Origin of the sequence: Sandaracinus amylolyticus (genome assembly GCF_021631985.1) — a bacterium.
Lineage (GTDB): Bacteria > Myxococcota_A > Polyangia > Polyangiales > Sandaracinaceae > Sandaracinus > Sandaracinus amylolyticus_A.
Genome location: NZ_CP070225.1, coordinates 1506521 through 1529149, shown reverse-complemented (window position 1 = coordinate 1529149; position 22629 = coordinate 1506521). Strand labels below are relative to the sequence as shown.

Here is a 22629-nt window from a genome sequence, read left to right as displayed (position 1 = left end):
TCGCCCGCCATGCGACCGGTGCGCATCCTGCCCGACGACCTCGCCGATCAGATCGCGGCCGGTGAGGTGGTCGAGCGTCCGGCGAGCGTGGTGAAGGAGCTGGTCGAGAACGCGATCGACGCGGGCGCGCGCACGATCAAGGTCGAGATCGAGGGCGGCGGCATCGCGCTGGTGCGCGTGAGCGACGACGGGCACGGGATGCGCGAGGACGACGCGCGGCTCGCGGTGCGCCGTCACGCGACGAGCAAGATCGCGGCGCGCGAGGACCTCGAGCGCATCGCGACGCTGGGGTTCCGCGGCGAGGCGCTGCCGTCGATCGCGTCGGTGTCGCGCTTCTCGCTGACGTCGCGCACCCGCGACGCGGTGGCGGGCACCGAGGTGCGGATCGAGGGCGGCACCGAGCCCGAGGTGCGCGAGATCGGATGCGCGCCGGGCACCACGGTCACGGTGCGCGATCTCTTCTTCAACGTGCCCGCGCGAAGGAAGTTCTTGAAGGCAGTGGGCACCGAGAGCGCGCACGTGCGCGAGGCGCTGGTGCGCGCGGCGCTCGCCGATGCGTCGCTGCGATTGACGCTGGTGCGCGATGGGCGGGTGGCGCTCGAGCTCTTGCCGACGAGCGAGCTCGGCAAGCGCGCGTCGCTGCTCTTCCCCGAGGAGTCGCTGGCGCGCATCGAGGGCGTGCGCGACGCGATCGAGATCGAGGCGTTCCTCTCGGCACCGGAGCGCGCGCGGAACGGCGCGGCGCAGCTGCACCTCTACGTGAACGGCCGGCCGGTGCGCGATCGCGCGCTCGCTCGCGCGGTGGCGTTCGCCTACGGGAGCGTGCTGCCCGCGGGGCGCTATCCGGTGGGCGTGGTGTACGTGCGGATCGCGCCCGAGCGGGTCGACGTGAACGTGCACCCGCAGAAGGCCGAGGTGCGCTTCGACGATGCGCGCGCGGTGCTCGATGCGATCACGCGGGTGCTCGCGCAGGGGCTCGGGACGTCGCCCTTCCGCGGGCCCTCGTCGCGCGGCGCGGACTTCTGGGCGCAGCGCCTCGGGGTGGGGCCGAAGGAGGAGAGCGCGGCGGAGAGCGATCCCTGGGGCCTCGCGGCGCCCGAAGCGCCGGCACCGCCGCCGCCACCGAGCACGCCGCTGCCCTACTCCGCGCTCGGCGCGCTCACGTCGCGCGCCTCCGAAGGTCCCTCGCTGCTGCCGAAGCCGGGGTTCTTCGGCGCGCTGCGGGTCGTGGGTCAGGTCGCGCGCACCTACGTCGTGTGCGAGGCGCACGACGGGCTCTACGTGCTCGATCAGCACGCGGCCGACGAGCGGGTGCGCTTCGATCGGCTGCGCGCGCAGCACGAGTCGCGCGAGATCGCGATGCAGCGCCTGCTGATCCCCGAGCGCGTCGAGGTCGCGCCCTCGGAGGCGACGCTGGTCGAGGAGCGCGCCGAGACGTTGCTGGCGCTGGGGCTCGAGGTCGCGCGCATCGGCGACACCACGCTCGCGGTGCACGCGGTGCCCGCGCTGGTGAAGCGCGCCGCGCCCGAGCGCCTCGTGCGCGACGTGCTCGCACAGCTCGCGATGAGCGGCGAGCGCGCGTTCGGCGATGCGATCGACACCGCGATCGCGACGATGGCCTGCCACGGTGCGATCCGCGCCGGCGACACGCTCTCGCCGCGGGAGTGCGAGGAGCTGCTGCGCGCGCTCGATCGTGTGGGCGACTTCGCGCGGCACTGCCCGCACGGTCGACCGGTGGCCTACGAGATCTCGTTCCTCGAGCTCGCGCGTCGTGTCGGACGTTAGCCCCGCGGTGCTCGTGGTCGCGGGCACGACGGCGTCGGGCAAGACCGGCGCGGCGATCGAGCTCGCGCGTCGGCTCGGCGGCGAGCTGATCGGCTGCGACAGCGTGCAGGTCTCTCGCGGCTTCGACATCGGCTCGGCGAAGGCGACGCCCGCGGAGCTCGGCGGCATCGCGCACCACCTCGTCGACGTGATCGATCCCGACGAGGAGATCGACGCCGCGCGCTACGCGTCGCTCGCCGACGCGGCGATCGCGGAGCTCGATGCACGCGGAAAGATCGCGATCGTCGTGGGCGGCACCGGGCTCTGGCAGCGCGCGCTCTTGCGCGGGCTCGTCGATCTGCCCGCGCCCGATGCCGTGATCCGCGCGCGCCTGGAAGAAGAAGCGCGCACCCTCGGCACCGCCGCGCTGCACGCGCGCTTGAGGGAGATCGATCCCCGCGCCGCGTCCGCGATCCACGAGAACGACGAGCTGCGCATCGTGCGCGCGCTCGAGGTCTTCGAGCAGACGGGACGCCCGCTCGGCGAGCTGCGCGCGGAGCACGCGCTCGGCGCGCCGCGCTATCCGTATCTCCACGTCGCCCTCGACCTCCCGCGCGACGAGCTCTATGCCCGGATCGACGCGAGGATCGACACGATGATCGCCGCAGGATGGCTCGACGAGGCGCGCGCGCTGCTCGCGCGATGGGGGCCCGACGTGCGCCCCTTCGGCAGCGTCGGATATCGCGAGCTGCGCGATCACCTGGTGCACGGCGTGCCGTGGGACGAGACCGTGCAGCACGTGCGGAAGTCGACGCGCGTCTACACGCGGCGGCAGCGCACCTGGCTCGGCAACGAGCCCGACGTGGCGTGGCGCACCGACGCGAAGACGCTGCTCTCGCCCGAGGGCGAAGCGCGCATCCGCGCGTTCTTCACGGAGCACGCGCGATGAACTTCATCGGCCACGCGCACGTCGCGCTGGATCACGGAGACGCGCCGACGTTCGTGCTGGGCTCGATGCTGCCCGACTTCGCGTCGATGTCGCGGGCGCGCCTCGAGACGCCGACCCACCGCGAGCTCGCCGCGGGCGTCGCGCTGCACCACCGCACCGACGACGCGTTCCACTCGGCGCCGGCGTTCGTGCGCATCTGCGCGACCTGGGGCGCGGAGCTCGAGCAGCGCGGGATCGGATGGGGCGCGGCACGCGCGGTCGCGCACGTCGGCACCGAGATGCTGCTCGACGGACTGCTGCTCGATCACGACGCGACGAGGCGCGCGTACCTCGACGCGGTGGCGTCGCTGCACGACGCGGAGATCCTCGCCGCGATGCGGGTCTCGGGACCGGGCGCGGAGCGATGGCCCTCGGTGCTCGAGCGGGTGCGCGGCCACGGCACGCCGGACTTCTATCGCGAGCCCGAGGTGGTCGCGGATCGGCTGATCCAGATCCTCGCGGGGCGGCCGCGCCTGGCGGTCGACGAGGCCCATCGCGCGACGCTGCGCGCCGCGATGCACGCGCTGCGGGGCGACGTCGAGGACGCGGCCGCCGAGCTGGTCCGCACCACACGAGCGGGCCTGATCCGCGAGGAATTCGTCAGATAGCGCACATCGGACCACCTGTTCGGGGAATTTCTCCCCAAATCGTCTGGAAGGGAGGCCGGCCGTCCAGTAGGTTCGCGACGCCGATGAGCGCCCCTCCCACTTCCGCCGAGAGCTCGAGCTCCTCGTCCGCACAGGCCCGCAGCAGCCGCGCCCCCGCGCGCCCCTCGGTGGGCCCGCACGTGGAGCCGCCGACGCCGCTGTCGCAGCTGAAGCACGACCTGCCCGCGTCGGTCGTCGTGTTCCTGGTCGCGCTGCCGCTCTGCCTGGGTATCGCGCTCGCTTCGGGCGCACCCCTGCTCGCCGGGATGATCACCGGCATCGTGGGCGGCATCGTGGTCTCACTCGTGAGCGGCTCGCCGCTCGCGGTGAGCGGTCCCGCAGCCGGCCTCGCCGTGATCGTGATGCACGGCATCGAGTCGCTCGGGAGCTACGAGACGTTCCTGCTCGCGGTGGTGCTCGCGGGCGCGTTCCAAATCGGCCTCGGCGCGCTGCGCGCCGGCATCATCGGCTGGTACTTCCCGGCGACCGTGATCCGCGGGCTGCTCGCCGCGATCGGCGCGCTGCTGATCCTCAAGCAGTTCCCCCACGCGATCGGGCTCGACACCGACTACATGGGCGACGAGTCGTTCATCGGGTCGGACTCGCGCAACACGATCGAGGAGATCGGCTACGCGCTCACGAACCTGCGGTTCGGCGCGCTGATCGTCGCGGCGATCGGGCTGGTGATCCTCTTCGGGTGGGATCGCATCCCCGTCGACAAGAAGCCGAAGTGGCTGCCCGCGCCGCTGCTCGTGGTGACCCTCGGCGCGCTCGCGAACTTCGTGTTCGCGGCCGTCGCGCCGGACCTCGTCATCTCGCCGGAGCACTCGGTGCAGCTGCCGACCGGAGGCCCCGGCGCGCTCCTCGAGTCGCTGCGCTTCCCCGACTTCTCGCGCATCGGCGACTTCGCGGTCTGGACCACGGCCGCGACGCTCGCGGTGGTCGCGAGCATCGAGACGCTGCTGAGCATCGAGGCGGTCGACAAGATCGATCCCTACAAGCGCACCACGCCGACGAACCGCGAGCTGGTCGCGCAGGGCCTCGGCAACATCGCGGCGGGCATGATCGGCGGCCTGCCGATGACCGCGGTGATCGTGCGCGGCTCGGCGAACGTGCAGTCGGGCGCGCGCACCAAGGCGAGCGCGTTCTCGCACGGCGTGCTGCTCCTGCTCGCGGTGCTGGTGATCCCGCTGGTGCTGAACCTGATCCCGCTCGCGGCGCTCGCCGCGGTGCTCCTGCACGTCGGCTACAAGCTCTCGCCGATCAGCCTGTTCCGGCAGATGTTCCGGCGCGGGTGGAGCGAGTTCCTGCCCTTCCTCGCGACGTTCCTCGGGATCCTGCTGACCGATCTGCTGAAGGGCGTCGCGATCGGCATGGCGGTCGCGATCTTCTTCATCCTCAAGCGCAACTTCGAGATGCCGTTCTACATCTCGAAGGAGAAGCACACGGACGCGGGCCTGCCCTACGTGCGGATCGAGCTCTCGGAGAACGTGACGTTCCTGAACAAGGCCGCGGTCATCAAGGCGCTGCAGGAGATCCCGAAGGGCTCGGTGGTGGAGATCGACGGGACGCGCTCCCGCTTCATCCACCCCGACGTGATCGACGCGATCCACGACTACCGCACCGAGGCGAAGCTGAAGAACGTGGATGTCGTGCTGATCCAGGTGCCGCATCCGACCGGCCCCGCGATGGGTCACTGAGCGCGCTCCGCGCTGTCCGATCCGGACACGCGCGCGACCGAGGTTTCGGCCCGATTTCGGGGCGCGGGGGACCTCACAGATCTTCCTCGCGCGGACGCTCGCACGATTGACACGTGCTCGATTCGACGTGCCATACTGCGGGCCGTCCCCGAGGTTCGTCGTGAGCACTGCGCGCGCGTCCGTCCCGAACCCGCCTCCCGTCCCGCCCGCGGCAGGAGGCGGTGACGCAAGAGGCGGCGGGAGCGCCAGCGACATCGACGGGATGCCGCGGCGCTTCGGCAAATACACGCTGATGCGCAAGCTCGCGACCGGCGGCATGGCGGAGCTCTTCCTCGCTCTGCAGCGCAGCGTCGCCGGCTTCGAGAAGCTGATCGTCGTCAAGCGCGTGCTGCCGAACCTCGCGCAGGATCGCTCGTTCATCGAGCTCCTGCTGACCGAGGCGCGCATCGCGGCGACCCTCAACCACCCGAACGTCGCGCACATCTACGACGTCGGCGAGGTCGACGGGCAGTTCTACATCGCCATGGAGCACATCCACGGCGAGGACCTGCGCTCGATCGTGCGCCAGATGAAGAAGGTCGCGGTCACGGCCTTCCCGCTCGAGCACGCGCTCGCGATCGTGCTCGGTTGCTGCGCCGGTCTCGCCTACGCGCACGAGAAGCGCGACCTCGACGGCGAGCCGATGAACATCGTCCATCGCGACGTCTCGCCGCAGAACATCCTCGTCACGTTCACCGGCGACGTGAAGCTCGTCGACTTCGGCATCGCGAAGGCGGGCCGGAGCCACATGGAGGACACGGGCTCGGGGCAGCTCAAGGGCAAGGTGCCCTACATGAGCCCGGAGCAAGCGCAGGGCCTCCCGCTCGACGGGCGCAGCGACATCTTCTCGCTCGGGATCATGCTGTTCGAGCTCTGCACCGGGAAGCGGTTGTTCCGCGGTGCGAGCGAGATGGACACGCTGAAGATGATCGTGGAGGGCGAGTACCCGCGCCCTCGCGCGCTCAATCCGAACCTTCACCCGAAGCTCGAGCAGATCATCCTCCGCTCGCTCGCGAAGGACCCGGGGCGCCGCTACCAGAGCGCGCGCGACATGCAGGCGGAGCTCGAGGACTACATCCGCGAGAACCAGCTCAAGGTCTCGCCGCTCTCGCTCGCCGCGTGGATGCAGCAGCTCTTCGGGGAGAAGCTGCAGCAGCAGCGACAGATGCTGCAGGAGGGCCGTCAGCTCGCCGAGGTGATCGCGGCGCAGACGGCAGCCGAAGAAGAGGCGCGCCACTCGCACGAGGGCACGGGCTCGGTCGTTCGCACCAAGCAGCCGAGCCGCGCGCCGTGGATCGTGATGGCGGTGATGGGCCTGCTCGCGGCGGTGGGCGCGGTGTGGTTCGCGATGACGCAGACCGCACCGTCGGCACCGACCGGTCCGGGCGTGCTCGCGCTCTCGAGCACGCCGCCGGGCGCGGCGATCCTGATCGACGGATCGCGGCGCGAGGAGCGCACGCCCGCGACGATCGAGCACCTGCCGCTCGGGCGCTACACGGTGACGATCACCGCGGACGGGTTCGCGCCGTTCCGTCAGGAGGTCGAGCTCACCGACGGCACGACGCGCGCAGAGATCGCGGCGACCCTGGAGCGTCCCAGCGCGAGCGCGATGGGCGTGGCACGCGTCGAGACGACGCCGCCGGGCGCGCGCATCCTGCTCGACGGGACGGAGACCGATCTCGTCTCGCCCGCGACGGTGTCGGGCATCGAGCCCGGCGTGCAGCACACGATCGTCGTGTCGCTCGACGGATGGGTGACCCAGACGGTGCCGCTGATGGTCGCCGCGGGCGGAGTGCAGGAGGTGCGGCTCTCGCTCGAGCGCACGCCGCTCTCGCCGACCGAGCACCTCGTGACGATCACGACCGATCCGCCCGAGGCGCGGGTGCAGCTCGACACCGAGTGGCACTCGAGCGGCAGCCCGTACGTGCTGCGGGTGCCGGCGCGTCGTTATCGACTGCGCGTCGCGCGCGACGGGTTCCGCACCCACGAGCGCGAGGTCGCGCTCGCCGGTGGTGAGCAGAGCGAGCTGCGGATCGATCTCGAGCGCGAGCGTCGCGCGTCGGGTGGTGGCGGCGGTGGTGGTGGTGGCAGCAGCGGAGAGGCCGCGGCGGCCGGGCCCGGCCACGTGACCATCGACGCGCGTCCGTGGTGCAACGTGACGCTCGACGGGCGCGCGCTGGGTCAGACGCCGATCGTGAATCGCAGCGTCCCCGCGGGACGCCACACGGTCGTGTGCACGAATCCGGACTCGGGCCAGAGCCGCACGCTGCAGGTCGACGTGCATCCGGGCCAGACCACGCGCACGCGCATCACGTTTTGAGCGCGACCCGCGGGCTCGAAGCAGCGCTGCTCGTCGTCGCCGCGATCGCGCTGACGTGGGGCGCGGCGGCGAGCCCGCACGTGTTCGATGCGGGCGAGCTGGTCGCGGCGGCAGCGCAGCTCGGCGCGGGGCATCCGCCGGGACAGCCGCTGCACGCGCTCCTCGGATACGCGGCGACGCTGGTGCCGCTCGGACCGCTCGCGTGGCGCGTCGCGCTGCTGAGCGCGGCGATGGGCCTCTGGGCCGCGCACGAGGCAGCGGGGATCGTCGCGGATGCGATGGCGCGAGACGGGCGCGAGGGTCGCGTCCTGCCCGCGCTCACGGCGCTCGCGGTGTTGATCGCGCCGGCGGTCGCGCCCCAGCTCGCGCGGCCCGAGGTCTACACCCTCGCGCTCGCGCTCACGCTCGCGGGCGCGCGGAGGCTGATCGCGTGGGCGTGCGGGGATCGTCGCGCGCTGCGCGTGGCGGCGCTGATCGCGGGCCTCGCGGTCGCGGTGCATCCGCCGCACGCGCTCGCGCTGATCGCGATCGGTGCGGTGACGCTGATCGCATGGCGGCGCGATGCGTGGCGCGGGATCGGATGGGCCGCGGTCGCGTGCGTGATCGGGCTCGGCATGATCGCGTACCTGCCGGTGCGCGCGATGGCGGGCGCGCGCACGTGGGGCGATCCGACGACGCTCGACGGGATCGTCGCGTACCTCTCGGGGCGCGCATACGGCGCGAACCTCGGTGCGCGAAGCGGGTCGTGGGCCGCGGTGATCGTCGAGCCCATCGCATACGTGGTGATCGGCGGGGGGATCGGGATCGCGATCGCGCTGCTCGCGCGTGCGCGCTCGAAGAGCGTCATCGTGATCGGCGCCGCGGCGTGTGCCGCGGTCGTCGCGGCGTGCCTGCAGCCCCACGAGCGCGCGAACCCCGACAACGTCGCGTACGCCGCGCCCGCCATGACGCTGATGCTCGCGCTCGGCGGGGCGGCGCTCGCGACGTCGCGCGCACCTCGTCCGGTGATCTCGCTCGGCGCGCTCGCGCTGGTGATCGCACCGCTGGCGACGAGCGACGTCGCGAGCGCGCTGCGCGCCGAGCAGACGCAGCTCGAGACGCTCGCGTTCTCGCTCGTCGACGCGCCTCCGCCGCGGGCGCTCGTCGTGGTGCGCAGCGACTTCGTCGCGGCCGCGTGGATGCAGGCGCGCGACGTGGAGGGCGCCCGGCCCGACCTCGCGGTGATGATCGAAGGGCTCGCGACGTCGTCGTGGCATTGGCGATCGTTCGCCGGTCATCCCCGCTTCGACGGGACGCCCTCGCGCGGCGCGGGCAGCGGTCACGCGGCCTGGGTGCGTGGCGCGATCGACCGCGCGCGCGGTCACGTCGCGATCGTGTCGGAGCACGACGAGCCGGTGTCGGGCCGCGGGAGCGTGGTGGGCGCGTACCTCGTGCTCGCGACCGACGCAGCCGACCTCCGGCGCGCGTTCGCGGAGCGCACGGCGGGCGCACCGGCGCGCGCGATGCGCGACGTGCCCGCGTGGTACGGCGGCCTCGGGCACGGCGTGGTGCGCGACCTCGAGATCGCACGCGCGAGCCGGTGGCTGGTGCGCGATCGCGCGCCGCTCGCGATCGCCGCGCTGCGACGCGCGTCGGCGCCGCTCGCGCCCGAGGAGACCGCGATCGCCGAGGGCGTCACCGGCGCGCCGCGACGAGCGCCTCCGCCGCTCGTCGACGATCCGACCGCGATCTTCGCGACCGAAGAGGACGTGGTGCGCGCCCTCGCGACGATCCTCGTCGCGCTCGGTGAGCCCGGCCGCGCGATGCAGCTCCTCGAGGCCCAGGCTGCGCGCGGCGACGATCGCGCGCTCGTGCAGCTCGCGTGGATCCAGCTCGAGGACGGCCTGCTCGAGCCGGCGCGCGCCGCGGTCGCGCGGTATCGCGCGCTCCATCCCGATCGCGAGCGCGAGCTCGAGGCGCTCGGAGCGCGCCTCCGATGAGCCGTGCTACAAGGCCCGCGCGATGAGCGAGACCCCGCCGCCGAAGAGCACGGTGCGCCAGTGGACGTGGCGGATCGTGCGGGTCGTCGTGACGGTGCTCGCGTTCGCATGGGTGCTCTCGCGCGTGAGCCTCGACGCGCTCGGCGCAGCGTTCCTGCGCGTCTCGTGGCTCACCTTCGTGCTCGCGATCGCGGTCACGATGATCAACATGGGCGTGGGCACGCTGCGCTGGCGCGCGCTGCTCTCGGCCTACGGCGCGCCGAAGCTGCCGCCGTTCAAGCTGCTCTACCGGCTCTATCTGATCGGCTTCTTCTACAACGTGTGGCTCCCCGGAGGCGTCGGGGGCGACGTGGTGCGCGGCATCGCGTCGCGCGCGGCGTTCGGTCCCGCGGGCGCGACCAGCGGCGTCGCGGTGGTGTTCGTCGAGCGCGTGCTCGGCCTCGTCGGCCTGCTCCTCATCGTCGGCACGTCGTCGATCCTCCATCCCATCCAGGGCGTGGACGGAGTGCTGATGTGGAGCGCGATCGGCATCGCCGCGGGCGCAGGCGCGGTGATCGCGATCGCGCTCGGCCGACAATTCGCGGGGCGCGCGCCCGGCCCGATCGCGCGCATCCTCGCGGGGCTGCCCGAGATCTCGCGGCCCGCGCCCTTCGTGTTCGCGCTGGGGCTCTCGCTGATCACGCAGTCGCTCGTCGCGCTCACCGGCCACGTGTTCGTCGCCGCGCTCCACCCCGAGCTGCCGCTCGTGACGTCGTTCGCGATCGTGCCGCTCGCGATGTCGACCTCGTACCTGCCGATCACCGCGGGCGGCGCCGGCGCGCGCGAAGCGGCGTTCCAGGAGCTCTACTCGCACGTCGGCGTGTCGTTCGAGGACGCGACCGCCGCGTCGCTCATGCTCGCGTCGCTCTACTATCTGATCGGCGCGCTCGGGGGCCTCCTGCGCATCCCGCCGAGCGACGAGCCCGCGCCCGGCGCGACGACGCCGCCCAGCACCTGAGCATGCCCCCTCGCAGCCACGGCACCGGTCGCTTCCGCATCGAGGATCTCGCCTCGTGCGGCGAGGGCTGCGTGCTCGAAGAGGGCTGCCTGATCTTCCATCCCGAGCGCGTGCACCTCGGTCGCGACGTCTACGTCGGGCACCTCGCGATGCTGAAGGGCTACTACAAGAACGAGCTGCGCATCGGCGACGGCACGTGGATCGGACAGGGCGTGTTCCTCCACGCCGCGGGCGGGCTCACCATCGGCGCGAACGTCGGCATCGGGCCGGGCGTGCATGTGATCACGTCGTCGCATCGCGAGGCCGGTCGCGCGATCCCGATCCTCCACGCGCCGATCGACTTCGCGCCGGTCGTCATCGAGGACGACGTCGACGTCGGCGTCGGCGCGATCGTCCTGCCCGGCGTGCGCATCGGCCGCGGTGTGCAGGTCGGCGCGGGCGCGGTGGTCACGCGCGACGTCGCGCCCTACTCCGTCGTCGCGGGCAACCCCGCGCGCGTTCTCCGAGAGCGCCCCGAATGAACGAAGAAGTCCCGCTCAGCATCATCGTCTTCGCGTTCGACGAAGAGGAGAACATCGGGCCCGTGCTCGGCGAGCTGCGCGCGTGGCTCGAGCAGCACGAGCCGGGCGCGGAGATCGTGTTCGTCGACGACGGCTCGCGCGATCGGACCGCGGACGCAGCGCGCCGGGCGTTGGTCGGGATGCCGCACGCGGTCCTCCGTCACGACACGAACCACGGCATCGGCGCCGCGCTGAAGACCGGCGTCGCCGCGGCGCGCGGCGAATTCGTCACGTTCCTTCCCGCCGACGGCCAGATCGCGCCCGACGCGGTCGAAACGCTGCGCGAGGCGCAGGCGCGCAGCGACGCGGACGTCGTGCTCTCGGTCTACGACCACCGCGACGACGGGCTCGATCGCAAGGTGTTCTCGTTCGGGGTGCGCGCGCTGATCGCCGCCGTGCACGGCGTGTGGCTCAAGAGCGACGGCCCCTATCTGTTCCGGCGTCGGCTCTTCGACCCCGAGCAGCTGCGCCCCGACACGTTCTTCCTGAACTTCGAGTTCCCGATCCGCGCGCTCTCCGCGGGCCTGCGCATCGACACCGTCGTCATCGCGTGCCGTCCGCGCCGCGCAGGGCACAGCAAGAGCACGCAGTGGCACCGCATCGTCGGCGTCGCGCGGGACCTCGTCGATCTGCGCGTGCGCCGCTTCCGCGGGCTCTAGCGATCAGCGCGCCTTGAGCAGCAGCTCGGCCGTCGGCGCGAGACGCCAGCGGCGATGACGCTCCGCGAGCGCGATGCCGAGCACCGCCGCCTTCGCGCGCGCGAGATCGTCGTTCACCACGAGGTAGTCGAAGAACCCGTAGTGCTCGATCTCGTGCCACGCGTTCGCGAAGCGACGCTCCACCGCCGCGGCGTCCTCGGTGCCGCGGCCCTCGAGCCGGCGCCGCAGCTCGTCCATCGAGGGCGGGAGCACGAACACGCCGACCGCGTCGCGCAGCTTCGCCTTGATCTGCCGCGCACCCTGGTAGTCGACGTCGAACACGATCCCGCGCTTGCCCTCGGCGCGCGCGCGCTCGATCTCGCGCACGCTGGTCCCGTAGAGGTTGCCGTGGACCTCGGCCCACTCCGCGAACTCGCCTTCCGCGATCAACGTCTGGAAGCGCACGCGATCGACGAAGTGATACTCGCGCCCGTCCTGCTCACCCGCACGCGGCCTGCGCGTCGTGTGTGAGACCGAGAACGTGAAGTCCTTCAGGTTGTCGAGCAGGTGGCGCGTCAGCGTGGTCTTCCCGGCGCCTGACGGGGAGCAGAGGATCAGCAGGACCAGGTCGTCCATCGCAGGGCGCATGGTACGAGATCCCCGTGCTGCGCGCTCTTCTCCAGGCGACTCGTCCGCTCGCGCACGCCAACGTCGCGCCGCCGATCCTCTACGGACAGGCGCTCGCGTACGCGATGACCGGTGCGTTCTCGTGGCGCGCGCTGGTGCTCGCGCAGATCTTCGGGCTCGTCGATCACCTGTTCATCGTGTTCGCGAACGACTTCGCCGACCGCGAGGCCGACGCGCGCAACGACGCCTACAACGCGTTCTCCGGAGGCTCGCGCGTGCTGCCCGAGGGGCGCCTCGCGCCGCGCGTGATCCTCGGCCTCGCGATCGCGAGCTCGATCGCGCTCGTCGCAGGGACGATCCCGTTCGCGCTCGAGCGCCCGCTCCTGCCGGTGCTCGCGTGCGCCGCGATCGCGCTGATGATCATGTACAGCTACCCGCCGCTCGCGCTCTCGTATCGCGGCGGCGGCGAGTGGCTCCAGGCGATCGGCGTCGGGCTCGTGCTGCCGCTCGTCGGGTTCCACGCACAGGAGCCCTCGATCCGCGCGATCCCGTGGCTCGCGCTCGTGCCCTCGATCGTGCTCGGCCTCGCGGGGAACGTGCTCACCGCGCTGCCCGACGAGCCGGCGGATCGCGCGGCGTCGAAGCACACCTGGGCGGTGCGTCGCGGCGTGCCGCGCGCGGCGCGCGACCTCGTCGCGCTGGTCGCGCTCGCGATCCTGCTCGGCGCGATCGTGCTGCCCTTCCCCACGCACCTCGCGCGTGTGCTCGCGACCGCGATCCCGCTCGGCGTGCTCGGCGCGTCGCTGCCGCTCCTGCCGCGCGAGGGCATGCGGCGACGCGAGCTCCTCGTGTTCATGATCGCCGTCGGGGGCGCGAGCACCGGCGCGCTCGTCGCGTGGACGATCGCGCTCGCCTCGGGATGACTCTCCGCGTCAGCGTCGAGCCTTCCCCTTCGCCGCCAAGGGGAACGACATCGCCACGTCGCAGCGTGCGTACTTGCGCCCGTGCTTCGCCATGACGTCGGCGTCGTGCACGAAGCCGACCTTCTCGTAGAGGTGGATGGCCGCCTCGCACTTCCGGCTCGTGAGGAGGAAGAGCGACCGCGGGGCCATGATGCGCGCGCGGTCCAGCGCTGCAGCGAGCAGGAACTCACCGGCCTTCCTGCCGCGCGCAGACTCGAGCACGCCCATCTTGGTGAGCTCGACCACGCCGGGCGCGATCGGCATCAGCGCGCAGGTGCCGACGATGCCGAGCCCCTCGGCCTCGACGAAGAGAATCGTCCCGCCGCGATCGATGATGCGCTCGCGAGGATGGCGAAGGACGTCCTCGTCGGTCGCTTCGAGCGCGAACATCTGGCGGATCCACTCCGCGTTGATCGTGTAGAAGCGCTCGGCGAGAGCGTCGTCCCACTCGACCAGCGCGAGCGGCGCGCGCGTGCGCGAGACGAGGCTCTCTCGAGCCAACGCGTCCTCGATGCGCGCGATCTGCCCGAGCAGGTCCGTCGGGGGCCCGGCGGCCATCTCGCGCACCGCGAGATCGACGGAGGGCCACACCAGCGTCTTCATGCGTGCGACGACGCTGGCGCCCGCAGCGGTCAGCCGCATGCGCTTCACCCTCTTGTCCGCGGGATCGACGTCGGTCGTCACGAGCCCCAGCTCGACGAGGCTCGTGAAGGTCCGAGTGACCGCGGGTTGGCTCGTGCCGAGGATGTCGGCGACCTCGGTCACGGTGAGCGCCTGATGGCGATCGAGCGCGGTGAGGAGCGGAAAATGGCTCGGCTGCGTCGGCAGCCCCGCGCGAGCCATGATCGCCGCCGCATCGGTCTGGAGGCGCTCCGCCAATCGCTTCAACCGACTGCCGAGCGCGACGTAGCCCAGGTCCGCGAGGATGTCCGCCACGACAGATGCATAACACGTTATGCATCGGCCGCCAGCAACCCGCGCAGAGCGCTCTCTGGGCCGCCTCAGCGGTCGAGCACGAGCCCGAGGTCGCGCGCGCGCCGCTCGCGCTCGAGCGCGTAGTCGCGATCCCAGCGCGGTGCCGCGTCGCGCTTCCATGCCTCGACCGGGATCCATCCGCGCGTCGCGAGATCCGAGAGCAGCTTGGCCTCGGACTCGGGATCGCGATGGAACGCGAACGGGTTGCGATCATGGCCGCGCGGGATGCGGTGGTACTTCTCGTCGTCGTGCGCGATGAGCTCGACGAGCTCGCCACCACGACGTCGCGCGTATGCGAGGAAGCCGGGATCGAAGGGTCCGATCACGCGTCGCGTCTCGGGATCGCGACGCACCCAGCGCGCCCAGTCGAACCCGTAGAGGAAGTCGTGCACGTAGCGGAACTGGATCGTCGTCGCGTGCCCGAAGAGATCGTGAAGGTCGACGATCGTCGAGACGGTCGCGTCGATCCACGACGTGCCGTGCGTCGCGCCGCCGCGCTCGAGCCGCGCGAGGACGAGCTCGAGATCGCAGAACAGGTTGTCGGGGAAGTTGCGGTGCACCGCCTCGGCGACCGCCGCGATCCCGCGCGCGGCCGCGAGCCGTACGTCGATCGGCAGCGCGCGATCGGGGATCAGGTCGCGCAGCGGGCGTGCGAGCTCGCGCCCCGGGCAGAGCGAGCGCCAGCGTGCTCCCAAGGCCTCGTCGCGCTCCGCGAGCAGCGCCTCGATCTCGTCGTGCGCGTGGGTCTGGATGGTCGTCATTCAGAAGCCGAGCAGAGGTCCGATCGCCATGCCGACCGCGAGCACGATGCTCGATTCCCAGACCAGCCGGTGCAGCGACGACTTGTAGCTCCGCTGCGCATCGAACGCGTCGGTCACGGCGGCCGCGCTCGCGCGCCGCACTCCGTCCCACGCGAGCAGGGCGCTCGCCGCCGCGGCGACCAGCGGGATCGTCGGCGTGCCGTGCGCGCCGATCCAGGCCGTCAGCGCCCAGATCAGACCGCCCGCGAGCGCGAGGACGTTCGTGAGGCGCCGCGCGAGTGTGTTGCCGAGCATCGTCGTGAACGTGCGCTTGCCGCCCATGCGATCGCTGCGCTCGTCGGCGAGACCGCTCGCGACCGCACACGAGAGCGCGAACGCGGCGAAGCCCGGGAGCACGATCAGCGCGGGCGGCAGCGCGCGACCGCTCTGCGCGTACGCGTTGATCCACGGCAGTGCGACGCCGACGCCCAGCGCCTCGAGCAGCTCACCGCCCCCGCGGTAGTTGAGGCGCAGCGGAGGCAGCGTGTACGCGACGAAGATCCCGAGCGACGCGACCGCCCCGACGGTGAGCCACGGTCGATCGAGCGCGATCTCCCCCGCGAGCGCGACGAGCGCGGCACCGACGCCCGCGAGCCCGCCGACGAGGAGCAACGTCGGTGCGGGCAGGATCCCGTCGGGGATCGTCTTCTGCGACGAGTGCGGGAACATCGATCGCTTCACGCGATCGACCTCCTGATCGCCCCAGTCGTTCAGCAGCACGACGAACACGAGATCGAGCACCGTGAAGAGCGCACCGATCACGAGGCCCGCGATCGAGACCCCGCCGTTCGCATCGATCCCGATGGCCTGTCCGAGCGCCATCGGCACGAGCAGCTTCGGCCAGCTCGCCGGCTTGAGGGCGAACGCCCAGCGCGCGCGTGTCGTCATCGAGCTCGCAGCGGACACTCAGGCCATATAGTCCCGCGCCCCATCCCGCGCGACCCCGCTCGATCAACCCGTCTGCTTCTTCTTGCGTGCGCCCTCGGCGCGCATGCGATCGCGCAGCGTGGTCCGCGGGATGCGCAGCGCGCGCGCCGCCCCGGCCTGCGAGCCGTAACGCGCGATCGCGTCCGCGATCGATGCGGGCTCCTCGCCGCGACGCATCGCGGGCCCGGAGATCTCCTCGATCGCCGCGTCGACATCCGCGACGTCGACGATCCCCGACGACGTGGTCGCCGCGCTCTGGATCACGTTGCGCAGCTCGCGCACGTTGCCCGGCCAGTCGTGCGCGAGCAGGCGCTGCAGCGCGGCCTCGCTCAGGCTGCGCGGGCCGATGCGATCGCGCTCGATCCCGAGGAAGTGCATCGCGAGCGCGCGCACGTCGTCGGGGCGCTCGCGCAGCGGCGGGACGGCGAGCGAGAACGTGACGATGCGGTAGTAGAGGTCCTGCCGGAACGAGCCCTCCTGCACCTTCGCCGGCAGGTCACGATGGGTCGCGCACACGAGCCGCACGTCGACGTGGAACGCGTGCTCGCCGCCGACCCGCCGCACCTCGCCGGTCTCGAGCACGCGCAGCAGACGCGCCTGCATCTCGGCGGGGAGCTCGCCGATCTCGTCGAGGAAGAGCGTGCCGCCGTGCGCCTGCTCGAAGACGCCGCGCCGCTGCCCCATCGCGCCGGTGAACGCGCCCTTCTCGTGCCCGAAGAGCTCGCTCTCGATCAGGCTCGGCGCGAGCCCGCCCGCGTTCACCGTAACGAAGGGGCCCTCGGGCCTTCGCCCGTGCAGGTGCAGCGCGCGCGCGATGCCCTCCTTGCCCGCGCCGCTCTCGCCGCGGATCAGCACCGGGAACGGCGTCGGCGCGAAGCGCTCGACCTTCTCGAGCAGCGCGAGCATCTGCGGCGACGACGCGACCAATCCATCCTCGCGCGCCGCCCCTCGGTCGCGCGCCACGACGCGGAGCTCGGTGCGCCCGACCCGCAGCCTCGTGCCGAGGCCGATCCGCGCGATGTACATGCGCGTCCCGTTCACGTACGTGCCGTTGCGGCTCGCGAGGTCGCGCACGACGAGCCCGTCGGTGCTCGGCTCGATGCGGCAGTGCTCCGCGCTCACCGATCGATCGTGCAGAGACACGTCGCAGCGCTTCCCGGTGCCGATCGTGATCGATCGCTCGCCGATCGCGTGGCGTCGCGCGTCGGCGCCGTGGCCGATCACCAGCGTGAGCCTTCCGCTCTCCGGCTCACGCATCGCGATCGGCTCGGTGCGTACGGCGCTCACCCGCGGCCGCGTCGCGTCGCAGACCCGCACGAGCGCGTGGCGCGGCGAGAGCACGAAACGGTCGTTCGGTCGCAGCACGATCGACGCGCGCGCACCTTCGTCGCGGAGATCGAGCACGACGACGTCACCGTCGCGCAGGTAGAGCAGACAATGTCGCTCGGCGACCGCTGGGTCGTAGACCGCGATGTCGACGCCGGGCCTGTTCCCGACTTCGAGACCGCGCTCCACGAGATCGAATGTCTGCCGGCGCTCCCCGTCTTCCAGTAGGACGATCTGTTCCATAGGCGTGGCCGCGCTATCGGCGTCGCTCTCCCACCGTTGCGCACCCGCGTGAGCACTGCGCGTGACGCGCCGCGGAGGCGCCTCGGAGCGCCTTGAACGCACCCGATCACGCCGCTAATGTCCGGCGCCTTCGATGACCGACCTTCGCCGTACTCCCCTCTTCGACGAGCACAAGACGCTCGGCGCACGCATCGTCCCCTTCGCCGGCTGGAGCATGCCGGTCCAGTACGCGGGGCTCGTCAAGGAGCACCACGCCGTGCGCAACGCGGCGGGTCTCTTCGACGTCTCGCACATGGGCGAGCTCCTCCTCGAGGGGCCGGAGAGCGAGGCGGTGATCGACGAGCTCGTCACCGCGGACCTCACGAAGCTGCCCGACGGCAAGGCCGTGTACTGCGTCGCGTGCAACGAGCAGGGCACGATCCTCGACGATCTGATCGTGTATCGCCGCGGCCGCGAGAAGTTCCTCGTCGTGTGCAACGCGTCGAACCGCGACAAGATCGCGGCGCACTTCGCGAAGCACGTGCAGGGTCGCAAGACGAGCTTCGAGGACGCCTCGGATCGCTTCGCGCTGATCGCGCTCCAGGGCCCGAAGGCGCTCGACGTCGCGCGCGCTGCGGGCGCCGACGATGCGATCACCTCGCTGTCGTCGTTCTCGCTCACCGACGGCAAGGTCGCGGGCGTGCCCGTGATCGCCGCGCGCACCGGCTACACCGCGGAGGACGGCTTCGAGCTCTTCTGCGCGAACGAGCACGCGGCGACGCTGTGGCGCGCGCTCGTCGAGGCGGGCAAGCCGCTCGGCCTCGAGCCCGCGGGCCTCGGCGCGCGCGACACGCTGCGCCTCGAGGGCCGTCTCTCGCTCTACGGCAACGAGATCGACGAGACCACGAACCCGCTCGAGGCGGGCCTCGCATGGGTCGTGAAGCTCGACAAGCCGCGCGACTTCCTGGGCAAGGCCGCGCTCCAGAAGATCAAGGCGGCGGGCGCTGCATCGCCAGGCACCGGGCGCCGCATGGTCGGCTTCGAGATGGTCGGACGTGGCATCGCGCGCCACGGCCACGCGATCGTCGAGTGGACCGGCAGCGAGACCCCGGGGAAGACGATCGGGCTCGTCACGAGCGGATCGCCCTCGCCGACGCTCGACAAGAACATCGGCCTCGGGTACGTCCCGGCCGCGCTGGCGGAGATCGGCTCGCGGATCGGGATCGAAGTGCGTCCCGGCCGCTCGATCGAAGCCGTCGTGGTGAAGACGCCGTTCTACAAGCGCAGCCGCTGAGAGCGCGCGCTTCGTTCGTTTCCGATCGCGAGTCGCACGAGTCGACTCGCGATTCGCACATCGACCCTCGAGGAGAAGAGCCATGGCGAGCTACCCGAGCGATCTGAAGTACACGAAGGACCACGAGTGGGCGCGTCTCGAGGCGGACGGCACCGTTCGCGTCGGCGTCACGGCGTACGCGGTCGAGCAGCTCGGCGACGTCACGCTCGTCGATCTGCCCAAGGTCGGCACGAAGCTCGAGGAGCACGGCCGCTTCGGCGACATCGAGTCGGTGAAGACGGTGAGCGAGCTCTTCTCGCCGATCGCCGGTGAGGTCGTCGCGGTGAACGACGCGCTCGACGGCAAGCCCGAGCTCGTGAACGAAGGCCCGTACGACAAGGGCTGGATGATCGCGCTCAAGCCCGCCGGCGGCCTCGACGGCCTCATGGACGCGGCGGCCTACGAAGCGTTCCTCGGCACCCTGGATCACTGAGCTCTCGGAGGGGTCTTGGCTCTGCTTTCTTAGGAGCAGCCCCTCCCCCGACCGGAAAAGCCGGATCGGGGCCCCCCACCCCAAACGCTGCGCGCGGGGCCCCGACCCCACTTGCCCCTCGCCAGCACGGCGCGACGTTTCGACAGCCCCGAGATTCCGGGCCGTTGCTGATCCGAAGCAGCGGCTCCAGCAGAAGGCGACGGCACATGCGGTACCTGCCCCATACCGACGACGAGATCCGCGCGATGCTGGCCACGATCGGCGTGCAGTCGATCGACGACCTCTTCGCCGACATCCCGAAGGCGCACCGCCTCGGGCGTCCGCTCGCGGTCGAGCCCGCGCTCGACGAGCCGACGCTGATGGCGCACCTCGAGACGCTCGCGGCGAAGAACGAGGCGTCTCGCGCGCTCTCGTTCCTCGGCGCCGGCATCTACGACCACCACGTGCCGCCGGCCGTCGACCAGCTCCTGCTGCGCAGCGAGTTCTACACGGCGTACACGCCGTACCAGGCCGAGGTCTCGCAGGGCACGCTCCAGTCGATCTTCGAGTTCCAGACCACGGTCTGCGAGCTGCTCGGCATGGAGGTCTCGAACGCGTCGATGTACGACGCGGCGAGCGCCGTCGCCGAGGCCGCGCTGATGGCCCGCCGCGTGACCGGCAAGAAGCACGTGGTCCTCTCGGGCGCGCTGCACCCCGAGTACGTGCAGACCGTGCAGACCTACGTGCGCGGCTTCGACTCGGGCGAGATCGAGGTCCGCATCGCGAAGGTCGCGGACGACGGGCGCACCGACGTCGCGTCGGTCCTGGAGCTGCTCGACGGCAACGTCGCGGCGGTGATCGTCGGCTATCCGAACTTCTTCGGCGCGGTCGAAGATCTCGCGACGCTGCGCGAGAAGACGCGCGCGGCGGGCGCGCTGCTCGTGACCGCGACCGCGGAGCCCTACGCGCTCTCGGTGATCAAGCCGCCGGGCGCGTACGACGTCGACATCGCGGTGGGTGAGGGTCAGCCGCTCGCGTGCCCGCCCCAGCTCGGCGGTCCCGGCGTCGGCCTCTTCGCGACGAAGATGGAGTTCATCCGCGAGATGCCGGGCCGCATCTGCGGCGAGACCGTCGACCAGGCGGGCGAGCGCGGCTTCGTGCTCACGCTGAGCACGCGCGAGCAGCACATCCGCCGCGAGCGCGCGACGTCGAACATCTGCACGAACCACGGGCTCATCGCGCTCGCGATGACGATCCGTTGCTCGATGCTCGGCAAGAAGGGCTTCGAGCAGGTCGGCCGCGCGTGCCTCGCGAAGGCCGAGTACCTGAAGAAGAAGATCGCGGAGACCGGGCGCTTCACGATCGCGACGACGGCGCCGACGTTCAACGAGTTCGTCGTGCGTCGCAACGAGGGCGCGGCGGCCCCGCTGCTCGCGGCGCTCGCGGCGAAGCACATCCTCGCGGGCGTGGACCTCGGCAAGTCGTTCCCGGGCCGTGAGCGCGAGCTCCTCGTCGCGGTGACCGAGCGTCACTCGAAGGAAGATCTCGATCGCTTCGTGGCCGCGCTCTCGGCGGTCTGAGGGTCTCGCCACGGAGGGCCGCAGAGAGGGAAAACTCTTCTCTGTGGTCCTCTGCGGTCGACGCTGTTCCTCAGTACGACTTCGGCAGCCCGAGCGAGTGCTGCGACACGAAGTTGAGCACCATCTCGCGGCTCACCGGCGCGATGCGCTGCAAGCGCGCGAAGCCCCAGAGGTCCGCGAGGCCGTACTCCGACGCGAGACCGTTGCCGCCGTGCGTCTGGATCGCCGCGTCGAGCGAGTCGATCGCGGCATCGGCCGCGGAGAGGCGCGCCATGTTCGACGCCTCGCCCGCGTCCTTGCCCGCGTCGTGCAGCCACGCCGCCTTCTGCGTCATCAGCTTCGCGAGCTCCATCTGGATGCACGCGCGCGCGAGCGGATGCGCGATGCCCTGGTGCGCGCCGATCGGCACCGACCACACCTTGCGCTCACGCGCGTACGCCGCGCCCTTGTCGAGGGCGTAGCGCGCGAGCCCCACGCAGTACGCGGCCGACGTGATGCGCTCGGGATTGAGCCCGTGGAACAGCGCCTTGAGGCCGTTGCCCTCGCCGCCGATCAGACGATCACCGGGCACGCGCACGTCGTCGAAGAAGAGCGTGAACTGCTTCTCCGGCGAGACGATCTCCATCGGGATCGCATCGCGCTTCAGGCCCGGCGCGTCGGTGTCGACGACGAAGAGCGAGAGCTGCCCGCGCCCGGTGCGCGCGTCGGTGCCGGTGCGCGCGACGAGGAGCATCTGCTCGGCCTCGTCGACGCCCGAGATGTAGTACTTCTGGCCGGAGATCCGCCATCCGTCGCCGTCGCGCACCGCGGTGGTCGAGACCTGGTGCGAGTTCGATCCCGCGTCGGGCTCGGTGAGCGCGAACACCATCGTCGAGGTGCCCTTCGCGAGGCCGGGCAGCCATCGCGCGCGCTGCGCGTCGTCGCCGAAGCGCGCGATCACGGTGCCGCAGATCGCGGGTGACACGACGAGCAGAAGCAGCGGGCAGCCCTGGGCGCTGAGCTCCTCGCACACGATGCAGAGCTCGCTGATCCCGAGCCCTCCGCCGCCGTACTGCTCGGGCAGGCTCACACCGAGGTAGCCCTCGCGCGCGAGCGCGTCCCAGAGCTCCTGCGTCTTCTCGCCGCGTCGTGCACGCTCGACGTACCAGCGATGGCCGAACGACGTCGCGATGCGACGCACGCCCTCGCGCAGCATCCGCTGCTCCTCACGCTCTTCGAAGTCCATCCCGCGAGGAGACCGCGATGCGCGGCGGAGCTCAAGCGTCAGTCACAGGTGCAGCTCACGACGCCCGCGCTCACGCGGACCGAGCACGGCGCTTCGCACATCTCCATCAGCCGGTACTCGAGCACGCGCTCCGCGTGGCAGTCGCTCTCGGGCGCGGCGGGCATGCGATCGCGCGCTGCGGCGCACCCCGCGAGACCGGTCCACTCCTCGGTCATCGCGAGCCCGAAGCCCGACGACGTCGTCTCGAGCAGCGTCCACGCGCGGCGCACGCTCGCGCCCTCGCATCCTTCGATCGCGGTGATCGCCTCGGTGTGGAACCCGGCGGTCGCCGCGAGCGACACGCGCGACATCGCGAGCGACGTCACGTCGGGCACGCCCACGTTCACCACGCCCGAGCCCGCGACGATCCCGACGAGCCCCATCTCGCCGGTCGCGCGCGACGGCGAGCACGCATCGACCTCGCCGCGCACGCGGAGATCGTAGATGCCGGTCGCGACGTCGCGCGGCTCGTGCGCCGCCGAGCAACCGATGCCGAGGAGCGCGAAGATCACGAGCGTGACGAGCGATCGGTGCATGGCGGTGCCTCCGGAGACGCCGGTACTACGCCC

The 22629-nt window shown here is 71.6% G+C and carries 20 protein-coding genes; 13 read left to right on the top strand and 7 right to left on the bottom strand.

The window, feature by feature from the left end; translation table 11 throughout:
* Positions 1–9 precede the first annotated feature (9 nt).
* From mutL to I5071_RS06275, 9 genes are all read left to right on the top strand, one after another.
* Positions 10–1785 (top strand): DNA mismatch repair endonuclease MutL, encoded by a 1776-nt coding sequence (mutL, locus tag I5071_RS06315; protein ID WP_236604484.1) that lies wholly within the window; start codon positions 10–12, stop codon positions 1783–1785.
* Positions 1772–2713 carry a tRNA (adenosine(37)-N6)-dimethylallyltransferase MiaA gene (gene miaA / locus I5071_RS06310; RefSeq protein ID WP_236604483.1) on the top strand — a complete coding sequence of 314 codons (942 nt, stop codon included), beginning with the start codon at positions 1772–1774 and terminating at the stop codon, positions 2711–2713. Before mutL ends, miaA begins: the two co-directional genes overlap by 14 nt.
* Positions 2710–3360, top strand: a complete 651-nt coding sequence (locus tag I5071_RS06305; protein WP_236604482.1) for an ACP phosphodiesterase — start codon at positions 2710–2712, stop codon at positions 3358–3360. The genes miaA and I5071_RS06305 overlap by 4 nt, the downstream gene beginning before the upstream one ends.
* Before the next feature lie 167 nt (positions 3361–3527).
* The gene (locus I5071_RS06300) at positions 3528–5099 is read left to right on the top strand and encodes a SulP family inorganic anion transporter (protein WP_236604481.1); all 1572 of its coding nucleotides are present in this window, start codon (positions 3528–3530) and stop codon (positions 5097–5099) included.
* A gap of 262 nt (positions 5100–5361) precedes the next feature.
* The gene (locus tag I5071_RS06295; protein ID WP_236604480.1) at positions 5362–7458 is read left to right on the top strand and encodes a serine/threonine-protein kinase; all 2097 of its coding nucleotides are present in this window, start codon (positions 5362–5364) and stop codon (positions 7456–7458) included.
* The gene (locus I5071_RS06290; RefSeq protein ID WP_236604479.1) at positions 7455–9437 is read left to right on the top strand and encodes a protein O-mannosyl-transferase family; all 1983 of its coding nucleotides are present in this window, start codon (positions 7455–7457) and stop codon (positions 9435–9437) included. Before I5071_RS06295 ends, I5071_RS06290 begins: the two co-directional genes overlap by 4 nt.
* A gap of 22 nt (positions 9438–9459) precedes the next feature.
* Positions 9460–10434 (top strand): lysylphosphatidylglycerol synthase transmembrane domain-containing protein, encoded by a 975-nt coding sequence (locus tag I5071_RS06285; RefSeq protein ID WP_236604478.1) that lies wholly within the window; start codon positions 9460–9462, stop codon positions 10432–10434.
* Between the two features lie 2 nt (positions 10435–10436).
* Entirely contained in the window at positions 10437–10955 is a 519-nt protein-coding gene (locus I5071_RS06280; protein WP_236604477.1) for an acyltransferase, read from the top strand.
* Positions 10952–11653: a glycosyltransferase family 2 protein gene (locus I5071_RS06275; protein ID WP_236604476.1), complete on the top strand. Its 702-nt coding sequence runs from the start codon at positions 10952–10954 to the stop codon at positions 11651–11653. Before I5071_RS06280 ends, I5071_RS06275 begins: the two co-directional genes overlap by 4 nt.
* 3 nt (positions 11654–11656) lie before the next feature.
* Here the strand turns inward: I5071_RS06275 and gmk are convergent, their stop codons facing one another.
* Positions 11657–12268, bottom strand: coding sequence for a guanylate kinase (gmk, locus tag I5071_RS06270; protein WP_236604475.1), 612 nt, complete (start codon positions 12266–12268; stop codon positions 11657–11659).
* Positions 12269–12294: 26 nt separating this feature from the next.
* Between gmk and I5071_RS06265 the strand changes: the two genes are divergently transcribed.
* Positions 12295–13182 carry a prenyltransferase gene (locus I5071_RS06265; protein WP_236604474.1) on the top strand — a complete coding sequence of 296 codons (888 nt, stop codon included), beginning with the start codon at positions 12295–12297 and terminating at the stop codon, positions 13180–13182.
* A gap of 9 nt (positions 13183–13191) precedes the next feature.
* Here I5071_RS06265 and I5071_RS06260 read toward each other — a convergent pair whose 3' ends face one another.
* From I5071_RS06260 to I5071_RS06245, 4 genes are all read right to left on the bottom strand, one after another.
* The gene (locus I5071_RS06260; RefSeq protein ID WP_236604473.1) at positions 13192–14157 is read right to left on the bottom strand and encodes a bifunctional helix-turn-helix transcriptional regulator/GNAT family N-acetyltransferase; all 966 of its coding nucleotides are present in this window, start codon (positions 14155–14157) and stop codon (positions 13192–13194) included.
* Positions 14158–14222: 65 nt separating this feature from the next.
* On the bottom strand, positions 14223–14957 hold the full coding sequence (locus tag I5071_RS06255) for a ferrochelatase (RefSeq protein ID WP_236604472.1): 735 nt from the start codon (positions 14955–14957) through the stop codon (positions 14223–14225).
* Positions 14958–15884, bottom strand: coding sequence for a prenyltransferase (locus I5071_RS06250; RefSeq protein WP_236604471.1), 927 nt, complete (start codon positions 15882–15884; stop codon positions 14958–14960). It abuts the gene before it with no gap.
* A gap of 63 nt (positions 15885–15947) precedes the next feature.
* The gene (locus tag I5071_RS06245) at positions 15948–17438 is read right to left on the bottom strand and encodes a sigma 54-interacting transcriptional regulator (protein ID WP_236604470.1); all 1491 of its coding nucleotides are present in this window, start codon (positions 17436–17438) and stop codon (positions 15948–15950) included.
* A 187-nt stretch (positions 17439–17625) separates the two neighbouring features.
* Here I5071_RS06245 and gcvT point away from each other — a divergent pair, with 187 nt between their 5' ends.
* From gcvT to gcvPA, 3 genes are all read left to right on the top strand, one after another.
* Positions 17626–18765: a glycine cleavage system aminomethyltransferase GcvT gene (gene gcvT / locus I5071_RS06240; protein ID WP_236604469.1), complete on the top strand. Its 1140-nt coding sequence runs from the start codon at positions 17626–17628 to the stop codon at positions 18763–18765.
* 82 nt (positions 18766–18847) lie between these two features.
* Positions 18848–19237 (top strand): glycine cleavage system protein GcvH, encoded by a 390-nt coding sequence (gcvH, locus tag I5071_RS06235; RefSeq protein WP_236604468.1) that lies wholly within the window; start codon positions 18848–18850, stop codon positions 19235–19237.
* 206 nt (positions 19238–19443) lie between these two features.
* A complete protein-coding gene (gcvPA, locus tag I5071_RS06230) occupies positions 19444–20796 on the top strand; it encodes an aminomethyl-transferring glycine dehydrogenase subunit GcvPA (protein ID WP_236604467.1) in 1353 nt (450 codons plus the stop codon).
* A gap of 70 nt (positions 20797–20866) precedes the next feature.
* Here the strand turns inward: gcvPA and I5071_RS06225 are convergent, their stop codons facing one another.
* Both I5071_RS06225 and I5071_RS06220 read right to left on the bottom strand, forming a co-directional pair.
* On the bottom strand, positions 20867–22021 hold the full coding sequence (locus tag I5071_RS06225; RefSeq protein WP_236604466.1) for an acyl-CoA dehydrogenase family protein: 1155 nt from the start codon (positions 22019–22021) through the stop codon (positions 20867–20869).
* Between the two features lie 38 nt (positions 22022–22059).
* Positions 22060–22596 carry a hypothetical protein gene (locus I5071_RS06220; protein WP_236604465.1) on the bottom strand — a complete coding sequence of 179 codons (537 nt, stop codon included), beginning with the start codon at positions 22594–22596 and terminating at the stop codon, positions 22060–22062.
* Positions 22597–22629: the final 33 nt, after the last annotated feature.

What these genes read in the sequence shown, in the direction of transcription:
- mutL (WP_236604484.1), top strand. Translation starts at nt 10, where the DNA reads ATGCGACCGGTGCGCATCCTGCCCGACGACCTCGCCGATCAGATCGCG.
- I5071_RS06305 (WP_236604482.1), top strand. Translation starts at nt 2,710, where the DNA reads ATGAACTTCATCGGCCACGCGCACGTCGCGCTGGATCACGGAGACGCG.
- I5071_RS06295 (WP_236604480.1), top strand. Translation starts at nt 5,362, where the DNA reads ATGCCGCGGCGCTTCGGCAAATACACGCTGATGCGCAAGCTCGCGACC.
- I5071_RS06285 (WP_236604478.1), top strand. Translation starts at nt 9,460, where the DNA reads ATGAGCGAGACCCCGCCGCCGAAGAGCACGGTGCGCCAGTGGACGTGG.
- I5071_RS06280 (WP_236604477.1), top strand. Translation starts at nt 10,437, where the DNA reads ATGCCCCCTCGCAGCCACGGCACCGGTCGCTTCCGCATCGAGGATCTC.
- I5071_RS06275 (WP_236604476.1), top strand. Translation starts at nt 10,952, where the DNA reads ATGAACGAAGAAGTCCCGCTCAGCATCATCGTCTTCGCGTTCGACGAA.
- gmk (WP_236604475.1), bottom strand. Translation starts at nt 12,268, where the DNA reads ATGGACGACCTGGTCCTGCTGATCCTCTGCTCCCCGTCAGGCGCCGGG.
- I5071_RS06255 (WP_236604472.1), bottom strand. Translation starts at nt 14,957, where the DNA reads ATGACGACCATCCAGACCCACGCGCACGACGAGATCGAGGCGCTGCTC.
- I5071_RS06250 (WP_236604471.1), bottom strand. Translation starts at nt 15,884, where the DNA reads ATGACGACACGCGCGCGCTGGGCGTTCGCCCTCAAGCCGGCGAGCTGG.
- gcvT (WP_236604469.1), top strand. Translation starts at nt 17,626, where the DNA reads ATGACCGACCTTCGCCGTACTCCCCTCTTCGACGAGCACAAGACGCTC.
- gcvH (WP_236604468.1), top strand. Translation starts at nt 18,848, where the DNA reads ATGGCGAGCTACCCGAGCGATCTGAAGTACACGAAGGACCACGAGTGG.
- gcvPA (WP_236604467.1), top strand. Translation starts at nt 19,444, where the DNA reads ATGCGGTACCTGCCCCATACCGACGACGAGATCCGCGCGATGCTGGCC.
- I5071_RS06225 (WP_236604466.1), bottom strand. Translation starts at nt 22,021, where the DNA reads ATGGACTTCGAAGAGCGTGAGGAGCAGCGGATGCTGCGCGAGGGCGTG.
- I5071_RS06220 (WP_236604465.1), bottom strand. Translation starts at nt 22,596, where the DNA reads ATGCACCGATCGCTCGTCACGCTCGTGATCTTCGCGCTCCTCGGCATC.